Raw genomic sequence first — 18,765 nt, 5'->3', positions numbered from 1 at the left:
GAACGCTCCCTTCGGGGGTAGGGGAGGGGTCCGTCAGCCCTGCGGGCTCGTCCGGACGAGATCGGAATCGGAATGGATCACAACGGCCTCCCGGCGGAGGTCGTCGGGGCGTGGCATGCGGCTACCGGGCAGGCTGACCGCCGCCGCGCCCCACGCCAGCCCTTCGGCCAGCGCGGCCTCGAGGTCCGGCCGCAGAGCCCGGCCGCGACGATCGCCGCCGGCGGGACCGCGATGAGAAACTCCGTCCTCGCCGCCCCCGCCTATCCGCTCGCCGCGGTCGGCGCCGACCGATCGGGCTGCGGCGCGGGATCCGCCGACGGCAGCGGAGCGGCCGGTGCCGGCCGCGCCGACGGTGCCGGTCGAGCCGGCGGTGCCGGTCGAGCCGGCGGTGCCGGTCGAGCCGGCGTTGCCGGTCGAGCCGGCGGTGCCGGTCGAGCCGGCGTTGCCGGTCGAGCCGGCGTTGCCGGTCGAGCCGGCCGCGGCGGCGCTGACTTGGCTCGGGTTCGAGTCGGATGTGCCGCGGGCGTCAGCGTTCCCACCCGCGGCTGAGTGGCTGTCCGGACCCCCACCGTTGGCGACGGCCTCCGCGGCGCGGCTCTCAGATCGGGTCAAGGCGGCCAGGAACCCCGCCAGCAAGGCGTCGCCGGCGCCGACGGAGCTGCGGGGCGCCGGGACCGGGGCCGCGCCGCTGACGACGGTGTGGGCGGTGACCAGGATGGCGCCGTCGGCGCCCAGGCTGGCCAGGACCGCGCCGGCGCCCCAGGCGCGTACCTCGTCGGCGGCCGCGACCACGTCCGACCGGGCCGGCAAGGCGTGACCGACCACTTCGGACAGTTCCTCGCGGTTGGGCTTGACCAGATGTGCGCCCGCCTCCGCCGCCGCCCGCAGCGCCGGGCCGCTCGTGTCGACCGCCAGCCGCACCCCCGCCGCCACGATGCGACCGCACAGCCGGCCGAAGGCCGACGGGGTGACGCCCGGCGGCAGGCTGCCGCAGACGACCACCCAGCCGGCCGCGCCCGCCGCGGCCAGGACCTGCGCCGCCACCGCGTCGAACTCGAGCCCGGAAAGGGTGGGTCCGGGTTCGTTGACCTTGGTGACCGTGCCGTCGGGTTCGGCGAGGGTGATGTTGGAGCGGGTGTGGCCGCCGATCGGGACGGCGACCAGGTCAACGCCCTCCTCGGCGAGCAGGCGGACGAGGTGCGCGCCCTCGTCGCCGCCGCAGGGGAGGACCGCGCGCGACGCGACGCCGTTGGCGAGCAGCGCGCGGGACACGTTGACGCCCTTGCCGCCCGGGTCCAGGTGGGCCGAGCGGGCCCGGATGACGTCGCCCCGGGTCAGGTCGTCGATCTCGATCGCCCGGTCGAGGCTCGGGTTGAGGGTGACGGTGACGATCATGCCCGGACCACCCGGACGCCCGCCGCCTCGACGTCGCCCGCCAGCTCGTCGTCGACGCCCGTGTCGGTGATCAGCACGTCGAGGTCGGCCAGCCGGCCGAACCGGGCCAGGTAGTCGTTGCCGATCTTGGTGTGGTCGGCCAGCAGGACGACCCGGCGGGCGGCGGCGATCATCGCCCGCTTGACCGTCGCCTCGGCCGGGTCCGGTGTGGTCAGCCCACGTTCGACGGAGCAGCCGTTGGTGCCCATGAACGCGACGTCCACGTACATGTCGGCGAGCGGGCGCAACGCCCAGTCGTCGACGGTGGCCAGGGTCTTGCCGCGGACCCGGCCGCCCAGCAGCAGCACGGTGAGGTTGGCCCGGGTGCCGAGCACGGTGGCCAGCACGGGCGAGTTGACGACGACGGACAGCTCGCGGTCGGTGGGCAGGGCCTGCGCGAGCCGCGCGGTGGTGCTGCCCGCGTCGAGGATCACCGCGCCCTCGTCGGGCAGCTCGGCCAGGGCCGCCTTGGCGATCCGCTCCTTCTCGGTGATCAGCACGGAGTCGCGGGCGGCGAGCGCCGGCTCGAAGCCGATCCGCTCGACCGGGATCGCTCCACCATGGACACGGCGGAGCACCCCGGCCCGTTCGAGCACGGTCAGGTCGCGGCGGATCGTCTCGGCGGTCACCTGGAAGCCGTCGGCGAGCGCGGTCACGTCGACCCGACCCTGGGCGCGGGCGAGCCGCAGGATCTCTTCTTGCCGCTCCTCCGCGTACATGTGGCTTTGCCTCCGCATCATTTTGTTTCGTTTCTGTTTACGCTTGACTATGTGGGAAGTCAAGACATGGAAATGCCCCGACCGGTACGGCCGGGGCAGCGCGAACGATCTTTCAGGAAGCGGCGAGCGAGCCGAGCAGCGCGAGCGAGCGGGCCGACTCGCTGCCCGGCTCGGCGTGGTAGACCCCGAGCATCAGGCCCTCGGCGCCGGCGATGGTCAGCTTGTCCGCGTAGAGGTCCAGGTCGCCGACCTCGGGATGGCGCATCAGGCTGAACCGGCCCGCCGGTCGCCGCACGTCGTGTCGGGCCCAGAGCTGGCGGAACTCCTCGCTCTTCAGCGACAGTTCGCCAACCAACGCGGCCAGCCGCGGGTCGTCGTCGTGCCCGGTCGCGTCGGCGCGCAGGCCGGCCACGACGTGGGCGACGGCCTCGGGCCAGTCCCGGTGGAACGTGCGCTCGGCCGGATCCAGGAACGCGGCGCGTAACCGGTTGACGCCGGGGACGAGGTTGGGCGACAACGCCACGGCCATCCGGTTGGCGGCGAGCACGTCGAGCCACCGGGTCTGCACGTACGCCGGTGAGGTGAGCTCGTCGAGCAGGTGCCGGATGCTCTCCGGGACGTCGGCGGCGGCCGCCCGGCTCGCGGTGCGCGAGGCGGGCTGGCTGAGCCGGATCAGGTACGCGGTGGCGTCGCCGTCCAGGCGCAACACCCGGGCGAGCGCGTCCAGTACCTGCACCGACGGATGCCGGTCGCGGCCCTGCTCGAGCCGCAGGTAGTAGTCGGAGCTGATCCCGGCGAGCATCGCCACCTCTTCGCGGCGCAGCCCGGGCACCCGCCGCACGCCCACGCCCCGGCCGAGCCCGACCTCTTCGGGCGTGATCCGTTCCCGATGAGCCCGCAGGAAGTCGCCCAGCGTGTTGCCGCTCTCCACGAAACCGACGATAGGCGGGTCCGGCGCGCCATGGGTGGTCCCCGCACACCCAGGAACAGCACGACTCTGCCTGTCCGGCGCGGTCGGGGGCGTTGTCGACGGCATGACGACCACAACCATCTCCGGCGGCGTCCTTCGCCTGGCCGACGACGTGATCATCACCCGCATGGGGTACGGCGCCATGCAGCTGGCCGGTCCCAACGTGTTCGGCCCGCCGCGCGACCCCGAGCAGGCGGTCGCGGTGCTGCGCGAGGCCGTCGCGCGCGGCGTGACGCACGTCGACACGAGTGACTACTACGGCCCCGTCGTGGTGAACCGGTTGATCCGCCGGGCGCTCCACCCGTACCCCGACGATCTGGTCATCGCCACCAAGGTCGGCTCACGCCGCATGCCCGACGGCCGCTGGGTCCAGTCGCTGCACCCGGAGGACCTCGCGGCCCAGGTGCACGACAATCTGCGCAACCTCGGCGTCGACGCGCTGGACCTGGTCAACCTGCGGGTGGGCGGCCTGCACGAAGCCGTCGAAGGCTCGGTCGCGGAGGCGTTCGGCGCGCTGGCCGAGCTGCGCGAGCAGGGATTGATCAGGCATCTGGGGCTCAGCACCGTCACCGCGAGCCAGCTTCGCGAGGCCCGGTCGATCGCGCCCGTCGTGGCGGTGCAGAACTTCTACAACCTCGCCCAGCGGGCCGACGACGCGCTGGTCGACCTGGTGGCGGCAGAGGGCGTGGCCTTCGTGCCGTACTTCCCGCTGGGCGGCTTCTCGCCCCTGCAGTCGACCAAGCTGCGTGACGTCGCGGTCCGGCTGGAGGCCACGCCGCAGCAGGTCGCGCTGGCCTGGCTGCTACGGCGGTCGCCGACGATGGCACTGATCCCGGGTACGTCGTCGGTGGCGCACCTGCGCGAGAACCTCGCCGCCGCCGACCTGGAGCTGCCGGCGGACGCGCTCGCGGAACTCGACCTAGTTGGGGTGGGCGATGATGCCGCTCGGCCAGCGCAGGGCGCGTGACGCCGGCGCCGGACGGCCGAGGTGGAAGCCCTGCGCGAACGGCATGCCGAGGGCGGCGAGGGTGCGTACCTCCAGCGCGCTCTCCACGCCCTCGGCGATGATGTCGGTGACGCCGGCGCCGGCGGCGAGCAGGCGGACCGCCCGTACCACCGTCGGGTCGGGCAGTCCGGGCTCCTCGTCGTGGAGCAGCTCGCGGGAGATCTTGATGCCGTCGATCGGCAGCCGCCGCACGCTGGCCAGCGACGAGAAGCCGGTGCCGAAGTCGTCGACCAGCACGCGTATGCCGGCGCGGCGCAGCTCGATCAACTGGGCGCGGGACCGGGCCGACGACAGCAGCGCCGACTCGGTCACCTCGACCCGCAGCTGGTCGCCGGGGATGCCCTCCTCGTTGAGCGCGCGCAGCACCTGACCCGCGAAGGTCTCGTCGTCGAGCTGGACGGCGCTGACGTTGACCGACAGCCACTTGTCGCGGCAGCCGCCGTAGCGCCGCTTGTCGCGCAGCGCCCGCCGGAGCACCCGCAGGCCGATGTCGCCGATCAGGCCGTTGCGCTCCGCCGCCGGGATGAAGGCGTCGGGGGAGACCCAGCCGCGCTCCTGGTCGGGCCAGCGGGCGAGCGCCTCGTAGCCGACGATCCGGCCGCCGTCGAGGGCCACCACCGGCTGGTAGTGCACCGTGAGCCGGTCGGCCTCGACGGCCCGGCGCAGGTCGATGTCGAGCGAGACGCGCTGGCGGGCGCTGGAGTCCATCGGCGTTCCGCAGATCGTGACGGCGCCCGGCGCCCGATGGCTGGCCTCCTCGAGGGCCAGGCTGGCGCGGGAGATCACGGTCTCGCCGTCGTCGCCGGGGCGGGCCGGGGCGGCGCCGGCGCTGAGCTGCCCGTAGACGGTCGAGGTCCAGCCGCTGCCACGTTCGACGAGGTCCTGCAGGCGCTGCTCGAGCCGGTCGGTGCGGTTGAGGACGAGCAGCATGTCGCCATCCGGGAGAACGGACAGGACCTCGTCGGGCTCCATCCGGGCGCGCAGGCGCTCGCTGATCCGGTCGAGCAGTTCGGTGGCCGCGGCGGCGCCCAGGGAGCTGCGGATCTCGCGATAGTCGTAGACCGCGAACCGGGCGACCGCGAACCCGGTGCCGTGATCACGGATGAGCGTACCAAGATGTTCACAGAGAGTAACCGGCTCGACCGGCGCCGAGAGCGCCCGCATCGTCAGGTCCGCTGTCACATTTCCCCCTGAGCACATGGGAGCGCCCCAGCCGACGCTCCCGGCGCACTGTGAATGCCGGACGCCCTACGGTACGTGATGGGTCGGCCAAAAGGTGTACCCGGAATGACCGAAATCACCCGCATCCAACATCTCCCCTGTTTGGGGGAATGCTCGAGCTGAGATTCCCCTTGTTCGGGGGAATGCTGGGGTCCGGAAAAGTGTCATACCCCGCGACTAGAGTTGCCGAGGCAGAGATTCTGCAGGTCTTCCATCTTGTCAGGAGTGGGCTGGGCTGTGGCCGACCGACTGATCGTGCGCGGCGCGCGGGAGCACAACCTGCGCGACGTCAACCTGGATCTACCGCGCGACGCCATGATCGTTTTCACCGGGCTGTCCGGTTCGGGCAAGTCGAGCCTGGCGTTCGACACGATCTTCGCAGAGGGCCAGCGTCGTTACGTCGAGTCACTTTCCTCGTACGCCCGGCAGTTTCTGGGTCAGATGGACAAGCCCGACGTCGACTTCATCGAGGGCCTCAGCCCGGCCGTCTCGATCGACCAGAAGTCGACCTCGCGCAACCCGCGCTCGACGGTCGGCACGATCACCGAGGTCTACGACTACCTCCGGCTGCTGTTCGCCCGCGTCGGCGAGCCGCACTGTCCGGTGTGTGGCGAGCCGATCGCGCGGCAGAGCCCGCAGCAGATCGTCGACCGGGTGCTGACCATGCCCGAGGGCACCCGGTTCCAGGTGCTGGCGCCGGTGGTCCGCGGTCGCAAGGGTGAATACGTCGACCTGTTCGCCGAGCTCCAGTCCAAGGGCTTCGCGCGGGCCCGGGTCGACGGCGTCGTGCACCCGCTGACCGAGCCGCCCAAGCTCAAGAAGCAGGAGAAGCACACCATCGAGGTGGTCGTCGACCGCCTCGCCGTCAAGGGCTCCGCCAAGCAGCGGATGACCGACTCGATCGAGACCGCGCTGCGGCTGGCGGCCGGCGTGGTGCTGCTCGAGTTCGTCGACGAGCCCGACGACTCGCCGACCCGCGAGCGCATCTTCTCCGAGCACCTGGCCTGCCCCAACGACCACCCGCTGGCGATCGAGGACCTCGAGCCCCGGGTGTTCTCGTTCAACTCGCCCTACGGCGCCTGCCCGGAGTGCACGGGCATCGGCACCAAGAAAGAGGTCGACCCCGAGCTGGTGATCCCCGACCCGGAGCGCACCCTGCGCGAGGGCGCGGTGCAGCCGTGGGCGACGACCCAGACACTCGAATACTTCCTGCGGCTGCTGCAGGCGCTGGGCGAGGCCGAGCACTTCGATCTCGACACCCCGTGGCGCGCGCTGTCCAACCGGGCGCAGAAGACGATCCTCTACGGGTCGCACGACCAGGTGCACGTCCGCTACCGCAACAAATACGGTCGCGAGCGCTCCTACTACACCGGCTTCGAGGGCGCGGTGCAGTGGATCGAGCGGCGCCACGGTGACACCGAGTCCGAGTGGTCGCGCGACAAATACGAGGGCTACATGCGCGACGTGCCGTGCTCGGTCTGCGGCGGTGCGCGGCTCAAGCCCGAGGTGCTCGCGGTCACGATCGACGGCCGCAACATCGCCGAGGTCACCGGCATGTCGGTCGGCGACTGCGCCGACCTGCTCGGCGGCATGGTGCTCAACGACCGGCAGAAGATGATCGCCGAGCGGGTGCTCAAGGAGATCAACGCCCGGCTGCGGTTCCTGGTCGACGTGGGTCTCGACTACCTGTCGCTCGACCGGCCGGCGGGCACGCTGTCCGGTGGCGAGGCGCAGCGCATCCGGCTCGCCACCCAGATCGGCTCCGGTCTGGTCGGCGTGCTCTACGTGCTCGACGAGCCGTCGATCGGCCTGCACCAGCGCGACAACCACCGGCTGATCGAGACGCTGGTCCGGCTGCGCCGGCTCGGCAACACGCTGATCGTGGTCGAGCACGACGAGGACACGATCCGCACCGCCGACTGGGTCGTCGACATCGGCCCCGGCGCCGGCGAGCACGGCGGCGAGATCGTCCACAGTGGCTCGTTCGAGGACCTGCTGGCCAATGAGGCGTCGGTGACCGGGGCCTACCTGGCGGGCCGGAGGCAGATCCCGACGCCGATGGTGCGCCGGCCGGCGACGACCGGGCGCGAGCTGGTCGTGGTCGGCGCCCGCGAGCACAACCTCAAGAACCTGACCGTGCCGTTCCCGCTGGGCCAGTTCATCGCCGTCACCGGCGTGAGCGGCTCGGGCAAGTCGACGCTGGTCAACGACATCCTCTACACGGTGCTGGCCAACCAGGTCAACGGCGCGCGCCTCGTGCCGGGCCGCCACCTGCGGGTCACCGGCCTCGACAACGTCGACAAGGTGGTCGGCGTCGACCAGTCGCCGATCGGGCGCACGCCGCGGTCCAACCCCGCGACCTACACGGGCGTCTTCGACAACATCCGCAAGCTGTTCGCGGAGACCACCGAGGCCAAGGTCCGCGGCTACGGCCCGGGCCGGTTCTCCTTCAACGTCAAGGGCGGCCGCTGCGAGAACTGCGCGGGCGACGGCACGATCAAGATCGAGATGAACTTCCTCCCGGACGTCTACGTGCCGTGCGAGGTCTGCAAGGGCGCCCGCTACAACCGGGAGACGCTCGAGGTCCACTACAAGGGCCGCACGATCTCCGAGGTGCTGGAGATGCCGATCGAGGAGGCGTCGACCTTCTTCGAGGCGATCCCGGCGATCCACCGCCACCTCAAGACCCTGGTCGACGTCGGCCTCGGCTACGTCCGCCTGGGCCAGCCGGCGCCGACCCTGTCGGGCGGCGAGGCGCAGCGGGTCAAGCTGGCGTCGGAGCTGCAGAAGCGCTCGACCGGCCGCACGGTCTACGTCCTCGACGAGCCGACCACCGGCCTGCACTTCGAAGACATCCGCAAGCTGCTCAAGGTCCTCGAGAGCCTCGTCGACAAGGGCAACACGGTCATCGTCATCGAACACAACCTCGACGTCATCAAGACCGCCGACTGGATCATCGACATGGGTCCGTCAGGCGGCCACCGTGGCGGCCTGCTGATCGCCGCCGGCACGCCGGAGGAGATCGCCGAGGTCCCGGAGAGCGCGACGGGCCAGTTCCTGCGGCACACGCTGGAGCTCGAAGGCCCGGCCAAGGGCTCGGACAAGGCGATCGCCCGGGCGGCCAAGGCCAACGGCGGCGGCAACGGCAACGGCAAGGTGGCCGGGGGCAACGGCAAGGCCGGCGGCAACGGGAGTGGCAAGGCGGTCGGCGGCAACGGCCGGGCGGCGGCCACGAAGGCCGCGGAGCCGGCGGCCGACGACCCGGAGCCGAAGGCCGCGAAGGCGACCGCGACCAAGGCGGCGGGGACGCGGGCGAAGACGACCGCGGCCAAGGCCACCAAGGCCGCGACCAACTCGCGGGCGAAGACGACCGCGGCAGCGCAGGCGGAGGAGAAGCCGGCGAAGAAGGCCGCGGCTCCGCGGGCACGGACGGCATCGAAGGCGACCACCCGCACGCGCGGCTGACCCGCCCGCGCCCGGCGGCCTGGCGCTGGTCGGTGCGCGCTGTGCGACGGCGGACCCGCCGGTGCGGCGCGGCCTGGCGCTGGTCGGCGTGCGCTCCGCGCGGCGGACCCGCCGGTGCGGCGCGGCCTGGCGCTGGTCGGTGCGCGCTCCGCGCGGCGGACCCGCCGGGGCGCGGCTTGGTGCTGGCTGGCGTGCGCTCCGCGTGGCTGGCCGACCGCCCAAGGTGGCTTAGCGGTGGGTAATCGCCCGCCAGACTGCTCCGTGCCGGGCGCTTCGTGGCTTGGCACCGGTCGGAGCGTGCTGGTTGATGCGGCCGCGCACCGTTGATCGTGTGGCGGCCAATGGGTCAGCGCGTGTAGCGGGCGGCTAGTTCGCGTTCGCCGGCTCCGGGATCGGGGTGGCCCGCGAACGCGCGCTCGCGGAGGTCCTCCGGGAAGATCCGCTCGATGTCGGCCTGGTGGGCGGCGCCGTCGCCTGGTGCCTCGACCCGCGCCGGGCTCGATCGGTGGACCGCTACCACCGTGCTGACCCGCGAGCTGTCCTCGAAGGCGACCCCGTCGCGCTTCTCGGCGCACAGCACCGCGGCGTAGACGGTGGTGACATCGCCGGCCGTCGCAGCGTCGACCGGGTCGGCGCCGAACGGCTCGGCCACGCACACCAACCGCCCGTCCGAGCCGGCGAGCAACGGGTCCGCCGAACCGGTCTCGAGCGCGGTGACCACGACGGTCGCCAGCTCGGCGGCCATCGCCGGCGGCAGCGGGGCGCGCTCGTCCGACGCGGCACAGGCCACGGCGGCGAACGCGGCGGCAGCGACGGTCACCCAAGGCGTCACCGCGGGCCATCGCCGGAGCGTCACCCTCGTCCCCCCTCGTTCGGCGGTCAGTGGCTGGTCGTCACCAGGCGGATCGCGACGGCGGCCAGCAGCACCCCGGTCACCCGCTCGATCCAGGCCTTGACCCGCGGGCGGCGCAGGCAGCGGCCGAGTCGCTCGACGGCGGCCACGTACAGGCCGAACCACGCCACGTAGAGCACCGCGAACACCCCCGACAACAGCATGGCCTCCGCCCGCGGGGAGCGGCTGTCCGCGCTGAGGAACTGCGGCAGGAACGTGACGAAGAACAGCGCCACCTTCGGGTTGAGGGCGTTGGACAGGAAACCTTGCCAGAGGTACGCCGACCGGTGCGGCGCCGCCCTCACCGCCGGCTCGTCGACGGCCGACGCCCGCGCCGACCAGAGCAGGTGGACGCCGAGCCACAGCAGGTACGCCGCCCCCACGATCTTCAGCGCCGTGAACGCGGTCGCCGAGGCGAGCAGCAGCGCCGACAGTCCCAGTGCGGCCGCCGCAACGTGCACGCCCGAGCCGAGCACGCCGCCGAGCATCGTGAGCAGCCCGCCCGCCCGGCCGCCGACCAGCGCGTTGCGGGTGATCAGGGCCTGGTCCGGCCCCGGCAACATGATCAGCACCAGGGCCGCGATCGCGAACGTCGTCATGCGTACGACGATGCCGGTCGGCCATCCATAAGTCTAATGCCAATAGCCTGAGCAACCCATGCGTACGATTTATGGATGGTGACCCTCGTCCAGCTTCGCGTGATCGATGCCGTCCGTCGCCTCGGGTCGGTCACCGCCGCCGCCAAGGAGCTCAGCTATACGCAACCGGCGATCAGCCACCACCTGTCCAGAATGGAGGCTCAGCTCGGCGCCCAATTGCTCCAGCGGGTCGGGCGCGGCGTCAGGTTCACGGCGGCCGGGCGCCTGCTGGCCGACCGGGCCGCCGAGATCATCGGTCGCGTCGACTCCGCCACCGCCGAGCTCACCGCGCTCGTGGGGCTCGACGCGGGCCGCGTACGCCTGGCCGGTTTCAGCTCCGTCATGAGCTCCCTGGCGCCACCCGCGGCCGCGATCCTGGCCGAACGACACCCCCGCCTCGCGCTCGGCCTGGCCGACACCCACCCCGAGGAGGCGCTGGACCTGCTCCGGGCCGGCCACGTCGACGTCGCGGTGATCTTCCGCTACGACGACACCGCCCCGGAGGAGGACGGCATCCGCCTGACCCACCTGCTCGACGACCCGCTCTACCTGCTGACGAGCGGTGGCGGGACCAGGCTTACGGACCACGCGCGCACGCCGTGGATCGGTGGCTGTGAACGCTGCCGCACCCACCTCGTCGACCTCTGCGAACGCGCGGGGTTCGTGCCGACGCTGGCCTACACGACCGACGACATGGTGGTCATGCAGAGCCTCGTCGCGGCCGGCCTGGGCGTCACCACGATCCCGGGGCTGGCCCTGCGCGCTCACCGGCATCCCGCGATCACCGCCACCCGCCTGCGCGTGCCACCGCGCCGCATCTACGCGGCCACCTACGGCGAGCCGCCGGACCCGCCGGCCACCGCCGCGCTGGTATCGGCCCTCGCCGAAGCCGCCGCCCGCTGACGCGGGCTCAGCGCATCGGGACGAGCGAGCTTTCCAGCGCCGCCAGATCGGCGCCGGCGCGCAGGGCGGAGAGTCGTTCGCGCGCCGCGACGACGCCCGCGGTGCCTTCGACGGTGTGCGCCTGCCGGCGGGCGAAGGCACGGACGATCGGGTGCAGCCGGTAGTGGTGCGGCCTTGTCGTCTCCTCGACCAGCGCCAGGTCCACCAGCGGGTCGATGGCGCTCCACGCCGCCCCGCGCGGCAGGGCGAGCAGGGCGGCCATGTCGTCGGTGGTGAACTCGTCCTGCTCGATGGCGCCGGCGAGCCGCAGCGCCCGGGCCTGGGTCGGCGGCAGCCGGTCGTAGGCGCGGACCAGCGGCGCCTCCGCCGCCACGCACTCGTCGTGCAGCACGCCGGTCACGTTCTGCAGCTCCCGTCCCAGCTGACGCGCGATCGCCGCGACGCTCCACATGCGACGGTCCCGCACCCGCGCCCCCACGAGGCGCAGCGGCAGCGGCCATCCCGAGGCCAGCCGGGCCAGCTGCGCGACCGCCGCCCGGTCCGTGGCGACCCGTTCGGCGCCGGCGATCCGTTCGAGCAGCCGGACGGCGTCGTCGTGGCGCAGGCCGCCCAGCCTGATCCAGGCCGCGGGCAGGTCGGTCAGCGGGCGGCGGCTGGTCATGATGAGGCCACCGGCGGGACGGGCCCGCAGCAGCGCCTCCAGCGGGGCGGGATCGTCGACGTTGTCGAGCACGATCAGCAGCGGCCGGCCGCCCGTGACGTGGCGCAGCAACGAGAGTCGGGCGTTGACCGACGCCGGGAGGTCGGCCGCGGCCACGTCGAAGGCGAACAGCCATCCGGCGAGGATGTCGGCGAGGTCGGCTGAGCCGGCGACGTCGGCGTAGAGCTGGCCCCCGGCGAACCGGTGACGCAGCCGGTGGGCCGCGTGGACCGCGACGGCCGTGCGGCCGATCCCGTCCAGCCCGGCGATGCCGACCCAGCCCGGACCGTCGAGCAGGGCGGCGCTGATCTCGGCCAGCTCCGCCGCACGGCCGGTGAAGTCGGCCAGATCGTGCGGGAGCCGGTTCGGCCCGGCCGGGTCGGGCGCGGCGGCGCTCAGCGGCTGAGCCCGCGGCACGCGGTCGGACCCGCCCGGCTCGCCGCGAAGGATTCCCTCGTGCAGGAGTCGCAGCGCCGGCCCCGGTTCGAGGCCGAGGTCGTCGGCCAGGCGGGCGCGCCCTTCCCGGTAGACCGCGAGCGCGTCGGCGGGCCGGCCGCTGCCGTGCAACGCCCGCATGAGCAGGAGCCGCGGCCCCTCCCGCAGCGGATGGGCGTCGACGAGGGCGGCGAGGTCCGGGACGAGCGCCGCGTGCCGGCCCGGGTACGCGTCGAGCACCGCGGTCAACCGCATCTCGTCGGCGGCCAGCCGGCTCTCCTCGAGGCGGGTCCGCTGCGCCGCCGCGAACCGGCCGGTCAGGCCCGCCAGCGCGGGCCCGCGCCAGAGCGCCAGCGCTTCGTCCAGGACGGCCACGGCGCCGGCGGCGTCACCGGTCCGCAGCAGCTCGCCGGCCCGGGCGGCGGACCGGCGGAACGCGGTCACGTCCACGGGCGCGTCCGGTATCGCGTACCCGTCGCCGACCGTCTCGATCGTCACCGTGGTGCCGGCGAGGATCCGCCGCAACCGCGACACGTAGGTGCGGATGGTGCTGGTCGCCGCCCGCGGCGGCTCCCCGTCCCAGACGGCGGCGGTCAGCTCGTCGACGGAGGCGGGCCGGCCTTCCCGCAGCAGCAGCGCGGACAGGAGCACCAGCTGTTGCGGTGACCCGAGCGGCACCTGCCGGCCGCCCCGCCACATCCGCACCGGACCGAGGACCCCGAACCGGACATCGGGCCGCGTAGACATCGTTCCCCCAAGCAATAGTTCGATCAACGCTAGCCGCCGCGCCGCCGCGTGCCGAACCGCCGTCGTCAATCGGACGTCAATCGGGCCCTGATCGGGTGTCGACGCGGGCGGCGTTGGTTTGGCGGCATGACCACTACAGATTTCCCGCCAGCCGCGACGCTGGCCGCCCGGCTCTCCAGCGGCGGCGCCGCCTACCTGCCCGGCGACGACGGCTACGACGCCGCGCGCGGCGGCTACAACGTCGCCGTCCAGCACCGGCCCGCCCTGGTCGTCGCCGCGGCCACCGCGGGCGACGTCAGCGCGGCCGTGCGCTTCGCCGACGAGCACGACCTGCGCGTCGTCGTGCAGGCCACCGGGCACGGACCGGCCGCCGCGGCCGAGGGCGGCGTCCTGATCGACACCTCGCGCATGACCGAGGTCACCGTCGACCCGAAGAGGCGTACGGCCCGGGTCGGCGCCGGCGTGCGCTGGCAACAGGTGATCGACGCGGCCGCACCGCACCGCCTGGCCGCCGCAAACGGGTCGTCGCCGACCGTCGGCGTCGTCGGGTACACGCTCGGCGGTGGGCTGAGTCCGATCCTGGGCCGCACCCAGGGGTACGCCGCCGACCACGTCCTGTCCATCGACCTCGTCACCGCCGACGGCGTCGCCCGCACGGTCACCGCCGCCACGGAGCCCGAGTTGTTCTGGGGACTGCGCGGCGGCAGGACGGGCTTCGGCGTCGTCACCGCCATGGAGTTCCGGCTGTTCCCCCTGCCGCACCTCTACGGCGGCGGGATCTTCTTCCCGGGCGAGCACGCGAGGACGGTCCTGCACGCGTGGCGCGCCTGGATCGACTCGACCCCCGACGAGCTCACGTCGTCGATCGCGGTGCTCCGGCTGCCACCGGCGGACTCGGTGCCGGAGCCGCTGCGCGGCCGTCAGGTGGTCCACGTCCGTGTCGCGTACCTCGGCCCGGCCGCTGACGGCGCCCGGCTGATCGCTCCGGTCCGCGCCGCCGCGCCGGCGATCGTGGACACGGTCGGCGAGCTGCCCTATCCCGCGGTCGCGGCGATCCACGCGGACCCCGTCGAGCCATTGCCGGTGTACGAGCGGTCCGCGCTCCTGGGCGACCTCCCGGCGGAGGCGGTGGACCGGCTCGTCGACGTCGCCGTGGACGCCGCCGACGTACCCGTGACCCTGGTCGAGGTCCGGCACCTGGCCGGGGCGTTGCGCAGGGCGCCGCGGGAGCCGAACGCGGTCGCCAACCGGGACGCCCCGTTCCTGCTCTTCCTGGCCAGCGTCGCCGCCGCCGACGCGGCGCCCGCCCACGTCGCCTTCCAGGACCGCATCGTGGCGGAGCTCGGCCGGTGGACGACGGGGCGGACGTTCGCCAACTTCCTGACGCCGGGCGACGGAAGCGCCGCGCACCGCGCGACCGGCTATCCCGCCGAGGTACACGACAAGCTCGTCGCCCTGCGGCGACAGTGGGATCCGCGCGGGCGGTTCGCGTGACCGCGCGGCGGCGACGCGTTCCGTCACGCGTGCCTGGTTGCCGAGTGGGCACCATGAGAAAGGGCCGCCGGGGCGTCCGCTAGGTTGCTGCGCATGCGTAGGTGGCCGATCGGTCTAGGCCTCTGGCTGCTCCTCGTGGCAGCCGTCGAGGTCGGCGGTGTGGTGGCGGTCTGGCGGTTCTTCGTGCGGTCGAGGCACGGGCAGCTGCTGGACACCGTCGCGCTGGCCGGCAACTGGATCGGGCAGGCCCGGATCGACGGCGTCGTCGACACCGTGCTCGACACCGTTTCGGTGGTGTCGCTGGTCGCCGCCACGGCCGTCATCGGGTTCATCGCGCTGATCCGGCGGCGGGTCGCGGTGGCGGCCGGCGCGGTCCTCCTCATCGCCGGCGCGAGCGTGACCACGCAGGTGCTCAAGCGGCTCATCGAGCGCCCGCAGCTCGGCGTCGACGTCGAGCGCGCGGCGGCCGGCAACAGCCTGCCGAGCGGCCACACCACGATCGCCGCCGCGGTCGCGGTCGCCCTGCTGCTGGTGCTTCCGGCGCGGATCCGCGGCGCCGGCGCGATGCTCGGCGCCGCGGCGGCCGCGATCGTCGGTGTGGCCACGCTGTCGGCGGGCTGGCACCGGCCCAGCGACGTCGTGGCGGCGTTGCTCGTCGTCGGCGTCTGGGCCAACATCGCGAGCCTGTTCATCCTGTTCGCGCAACGCCAGCACGGCCAGGTCGACTACGGGCCGCCCAACCGGTTCTCCGTGACGGTGCTGAGCCTGACCGGCCTGGTGCTGCTCGCGGGGGCGGCGGTGGCGCTGAAGCTGACCGACCAGGTGCTGGCGACGCCGACCGACGAGCTGAGCAGAAACCGACTGCTGGTGGCGTACGGCGGAGGCGCGCTCGGCATCGCCGGCACGGCCGGGCTCGTCGTGGCCACGGTGCTGGCCACCGCCCACCGCGTCGTGCCCCAGGTCGTCAAGGGCCCCTGAACCGTCCTAGCTGGACTGGGCCGCGGCGGGGGACGAGGCCGGTTCGACGTCGTCCGACGGGGTCGGTTCCGGCTCGTCCGGCTCGTCGGGCTGCGTGGTCGGCTCGGCCGTGGGCTCGGGGTCCGTGGTCGGCTCGGCCGTCGGGGTCGGCGCCGGGTCGTCGCTGTCGTCGGGCCCGGTGCCGCCACCCGGGTCGGTGCCGGCCGGCGGGTTGGTGGCGCCGGGTTGGCCGGTCGGCCCGGCCGTCGGTGCCCCGGCGGACGGACCGGTGGGCCGGGGCTCGCCGCCGACGGGTTCGGTGTCCACCGAGGCCGGCTCGGCGTCGCTGGTCGCCGCCGGCGGGTTCGGCTCCCGGTCGCCGCCGCCGGGCAACGGCAGCACGCCGGTCGGATCGGCGAGCGCCAGGACGGTCAGCAGGGTGGCCGCCGCCAGCACCAGCGCGCCGGCCGCGCGGAGCCACATGCGCGGCCGCGGCGGAGGAGCTTCGGCGGCCGACGGTGCGGCGACAGCGGGGGACGGCCCCGCAACAGCAGCGAGCGGGGCCGCAACGGCGGCGGCCGGGGCCGCCGCGAGCACGGCCGTCCTCGTCTGTCGCTCCTCGATCGCGTCGGCCACCGCGGCCGCTGTCGGATAGCGCAGCGCCGGATCCTTCGCCATCGCGGTCGCGACGACCTCCCGCAGCTCGGCGGGCACGTCGTCCGGCAGCGGCGCCGGCTCCTCGTTGAGGTGGCGGAGCGCGACCGTGACGGCGTTGTCGCCCTCGAACGGCGGCCGGCCGGCGAGGCAGTGGTAGGCGACCGCGCCGAGCGCGTACACGTCGGTGGCGGGGGTGAGCTCGCCCTTGGCGACCTGTTCGGGCGCCATGTAGAGCGCCGTGCCGACCACCTCGTCCGCCCGGGTCTGGCCCGCCGCCTCGGCGGTCACCGCGACGCCGAAGTCGATCAGGACGACCGTGCCGTCGGGCTCCACGATCAGGTTGCCGGGCTTCACGTCGCGGTGCACGACACCGGCATCGTGTGCGGCCTGGAGGGCGCGCGCCGTCTGCGCCACGATCGAGGCGGTCTCGGCGGCGCCGAGGCGACCCGTGTCGGCGATGCGGTGGGACAGCGGCTCACCCTCGACGCAGGCCATGACGATGAACGCGGCCCGGCGCCCGTCGGGCAGGTCCGTCTCGCCGTAGTCGTAGACGTCGGCGACCCCGGGGTGGTGCAGCGCGGCCATCGCCCGCGCCTCGTTGCGGAACCGCGCCCGGGCGTTGTCGTCGACCAGCCGGTGCAGCACCTTGACGGCGACCGTGCGGCCGAGGACGGCGTCGCTCGCCCGCCACACCTCGCCCATGCCGCCGGCGGCGATCGGAGCGTCGAGGCGGTAGCGGTCGTTGACGAGCAGGCCGGAGTGGAACATCCGGTTCGGGTACCCGCGCGGAACCCGACCATGCGCGGCAGTGATCATCTTTCGGGAAATGCGGAACCGGACGACCCGGTGTGACACATTCGGCCGCCGCGGCGCTAGGCGTCCACGGCCGGCTCACGCACCGCGTTCGGCGGTGACCTGGGCGCGGACCGCCGGCGCGACCTCCTCGGCGAAGCGGGGGAGCTGGTCGGGACCCTCGCCCCAGAACAGGAACGTGTCGAACCCGTACGCGAGGGCGAGGTCCGTCAGCTCGTCGACCCACTGGTCGACGGGGCCGTCGAGCAGCCCCGCGCGCGTACCCGTGGTGATCCGGCCGTTGATGTTGAGGACGCGGCGGATGGCGGCCGGATCGCGCCCGGCCGCCCGCGCGGCGTCGTCGAGCCGGGCCGCCGCCGCCGCGATCGGGGCGATGTCGCCGCGCAGCGAGGGCACCCAGCCGTCGGCGAGCCGGCCGGCCAGGGTGAGCGCCCGGGGGCCGTAGACGCCGAGCCAGATGCCGATGTCGTGCGCCGGCACAGGACCCGAGTGCGCGCCCGCCAACCGGTAGTGGCGGCCTTCGAAGCGCAGGTTGCGCTGGCCGCTCCAGACCAGCCGGATGACCGCGATCGCCTCCTCGAGCGCGTCGAGCGACTCGCCCGGCGCGCGGCGCGGACCCCCGTACGCCTCGATGGCGTCCCAGAACGCTCCCGCGCCGAGGCCGAGCTCGAACCGGCCGCCGCTGAGCAGGTCGATGCTGGCGGCCGACTTGGCCAGCACCGCGGGCGGCCGCAGCGGCAGGTTGGCGACGTCGGGAAAGACGCCGACCCGGAGGGTGGCCGCGGCGATCGCGCTCATGAGCACGAACGTGTCGACGTAGCGGCGCTGGTAGGGATGGTCCTGCACCCCGATCCAGTCGAGCCCGCGCTCCTCGACCTCGCGCGCGGTGGCCAACAACGGATCCGCGGCGTTGGGCACGAGGAAGTAACCGAACGTCAGCTCACGACCGAGATCAGGCACACCTCAACGGTACGGCGACGCCGGCACGATGGGGGTGGGGCATCTGCAGTCGGTGAGGCTGTCGCATTCGGCGGCGACGATTTCCTCGAGGCGGCCGGCGATCGCCTGGAGGTCGTCGATCTTTCCGCGGACCTCGGCCAACTTCGCCCGAGCGCGGGCCTGGAGGTCCGGTGGACGGTGCCGCCGCCTGGTCGCCAACAGGTCGGCGACCTCGTCCAGGGTGAAGCCGAGCCCTTGGGCGGCCTTGATGACGGTCAGCAGGGTGACCGTCTCCGGCGGGTACGCGCGGTGCCCGCCGATGCTGCGCGCCGGCTCGGCGATCAACCCCCGCCGCTCGTAGTAGCGCAGCGTCTCGACGTTGACCCCGGCCCGTTCGGCGACCTCGCCGGTCCGCAACCCGGTCATGCCGACTCCACTTCCGCCAGCCGGGCCAGGCCGTCGAGCACCTCGGCATACGCCGCCGGCACCTTGGCGTCCAGCAGCACCGCCGAATCGTCGGTCGTCACCGCGAAGGTGAAGAAGGCGCAGCAGTCGTTCTCGCGCGCCGCCAGGTCGCGCACCGCGTCCGCCAGGCCCGGCTCGCCGCGCAGACGGATGCGGAGGTGCCGGCCGTCGACCCGCTCCACCGACTCGGCGGCGCGGGCGAACAGCGACCGGAACTCCGCCACCCGCAGCGGCTGTGCGGCGGTCGGCAGTGTGCAGGCATCCGGCACGACGAACGACATGACTAGGCTCCGATCAACGGGTTCGGCCA

At 73.5% G+C, this 18,765-nt stretch carries 15 protein-coding genes and 1 pseudogene; 5 read left to right on the top strand and 11 right to left on the bottom strand.

Translation table 11 applies throughout. The annotated features are described in order from the left end of the window. Positions 1-33 precede the first annotated feature (33 nt). The 3 genes from O7635_RS33965 to O7635_RS33955 all read right to left on the bottom strand — a co-directional run bounded on the left by O7635_RS33965 (position 34) and on the right by O7635_RS33955 (position 3,084). Entirely contained in the window at positions 34-1,395 is a 1,362-nt protein-coding gene (locus O7635_RS33965) for a hexose kinase (RefSeq protein ID WP_278084579.1), read from the bottom strand. After that, the gene (locus tag O7635_RS33960; protein ID WP_278085642.1) at positions 1,392-2,153 is read right to left on the bottom strand and encodes a DeoR/GlpR family DNA-binding transcription regulator; all 762 of its coding nucleotides are present in this window, start codon (positions 2,151-2,153) and stop codon (positions 1,392-1,394) included. The genes O7635_RS33965 and O7635_RS33960 overlap by 4 nt, the downstream gene beginning before the upstream one ends. A gap of 112 nt (positions 2,154-2,265) precedes the next feature. Continuing rightward, positions 2,266-3,084, bottom strand: coding sequence for a helix-turn-helix transcriptional regulator (locus tag O7635_RS33955; RefSeq protein WP_278084578.1), 819 nt, complete (start codon positions 3,082-3,084; stop codon positions 2,266-2,268). A gap of 103 nt (positions 3,085-3,187) precedes the next feature. Here O7635_RS33955 and O7635_RS33950 point away from each other — a divergent pair, with 103 nt between their 5' ends. After that, positions 3,188-4,090 (top strand): oxidoreductase, encoded by a 903-nt coding sequence (locus tag O7635_RS33950; protein ID WP_278084577.1) that lies wholly within the window; start codon positions 3,188-3,190, stop codon positions 4,088-4,090. Here the strand turns inward: O7635_RS33950 and O7635_RS33945 are convergent. After that, entirely contained in the window at positions 4,043-5,311 is a 1,269-nt protein-coding gene (locus O7635_RS33945) for a GGDEF domain-containing phosphodiesterase (protein WP_278084576.1), read from the bottom strand. The genes O7635_RS33950 and O7635_RS33945 overlap by 48 nt on opposite strands. 276 nt (positions 5,312-5,587) lie before the next feature. Between O7635_RS33945 and uvrA the strand changes: the two are divergent. After that, positions 5,588-8,485, top strand: a pseudogene (uvrA, locus tag O7635_RS33940) (excinuclease ABC subunit UvrA); the annotation flags it as partial. Positions 8,486-9,161: 676 nt separating this feature from the next. Here the strand turns inward: uvrA and O7635_RS33935 are convergent. Together O7635_RS33935 and O7635_RS33930 are read right to left on the bottom strand one after the other, a co-directional pair. Next, the gene (locus O7635_RS33935) at positions 9,162-9,635 is read right to left on the bottom strand and encodes a hypothetical protein (RefSeq protein WP_278084575.1); all 474 of its coding nucleotides are present in this window, start codon (positions 9,633-9,635) and stop codon (positions 9,162-9,164) included. Positions 9,636-9,694: 59 nt separating this feature from the next. Continuing rightward, a complete protein-coding gene (locus tag O7635_RS33930) occupies positions 9,695-10,306 on the bottom strand; it encodes a LysE family translocator (protein ID WP_278084574.1) in 612 nt (203 codons plus the stop codon). Between the two features lie 75 nt (positions 10,307-10,381). Here O7635_RS33930 and O7635_RS33925 point away from each other — a divergent pair, with 75 nt between their 5' ends. Next, positions 10,382-11,248, top strand: a complete 867-nt coding sequence (locus tag O7635_RS33925; RefSeq protein WP_278084573.1) for a LysR family transcriptional regulator — start codon at positions 10,382-10,384, stop codon at positions 11,246-11,248. 7 nt (positions 11,249-11,255) lie between these two features. Here O7635_RS33925 and O7635_RS33920 read toward each other — a convergent pair whose 3' ends face one another. After that, the gene (locus O7635_RS33920; RefSeq protein ID WP_278084572.1) at positions 11,256-13,130 is read right to left on the bottom strand and encodes an AfsR/SARP family transcriptional regulator; all 1,875 of its coding nucleotides are present in this window, start codon (positions 13,128-13,130) and stop codon (positions 11,256-11,258) included. Between the two features lie 126 nt (positions 13,131-13,256). On the opposite strand from O7635_RS33920, the gene O7635_RS33915 reads away from it, so the two are divergent. Both O7635_RS33915 and O7635_RS33910 read left to right on the top strand, forming a co-directional pair. Further along, on the top strand, positions 13,257-14,624 hold the full coding sequence (locus tag O7635_RS33915) for an FAD-binding oxidoreductase (protein WP_278084571.1): 1,368 nt from the start codon (positions 13,257-13,259) through the stop codon (positions 14,622-14,624). 93 nt (positions 14,625-14,717) lie between these two features. After that, a complete protein-coding gene (locus O7635_RS33910) occupies positions 14,718-15,602 on the top strand; it encodes a phosphatase PAP2 family protein (protein ID WP_278084570.1) in 885 nt (294 codons plus the stop codon). A gap of 6 nt (positions 15,603-15,608) precedes the next feature. Here O7635_RS33910 and O7635_RS33905 read toward each other — a convergent pair whose 3' ends face one another. The 4 genes from O7635_RS33905 to O7635_RS33890 form a co-directional block, all read right to left on the bottom strand. Beyond that, on the bottom strand, positions 15,609-17,006 hold the full coding sequence (locus O7635_RS33905) for a serine/threonine-protein kinase (protein WP_278084569.1): 1,398 nt from the start codon (positions 17,004-17,006) through the stop codon (positions 15,609-15,611). 123 nt (positions 17,007-17,129) lie between these two features. Next, positions 17,130-18,011, bottom strand: a complete 882-nt coding sequence (locus O7635_RS33900; RefSeq protein WP_278084568.1) for an LLM class flavin-dependent oxidoreductase — start codon at positions 18,009-18,011, stop codon at positions 17,130-17,132. A gap of 3 nt (positions 18,012-18,014) precedes the next feature. Next, entirely contained in the window at positions 18,015-18,416 is a 402-nt protein-coding gene (locus tag O7635_RS33895; RefSeq protein ID WP_278084567.1) for a MerR family transcriptional regulator, read from the bottom strand. Then, positions 18,413-18,736 carry a hypothetical protein gene (locus O7635_RS33890; protein ID WP_278084566.1) on the bottom strand — a complete coding sequence of 108 codons (324 nt, stop codon included), beginning with the start codon at positions 18,734-18,736 and terminating at the stop codon, positions 18,413-18,415. Before O7635_RS33890 ends, O7635_RS33895 begins: the two co-directional genes overlap by 4 nt. Between the last annotated feature and the right edge of the window lie 29 nt (positions 18,737-18,765).

The sequence above is a fragment of the Asanoa sp. WMMD1127 genome (assembly GCF_029626225.1).
Taxonomy (GTDB): Bacteria; Actinomycetota; Actinomycetes; order Mycobacteriales; family Micromonosporaceae; genus Asanoa.
Note: the sequence above shows the minus strand (reverse complement) of the source record. Positions and strands in the feature narration are given on the sequence as shown.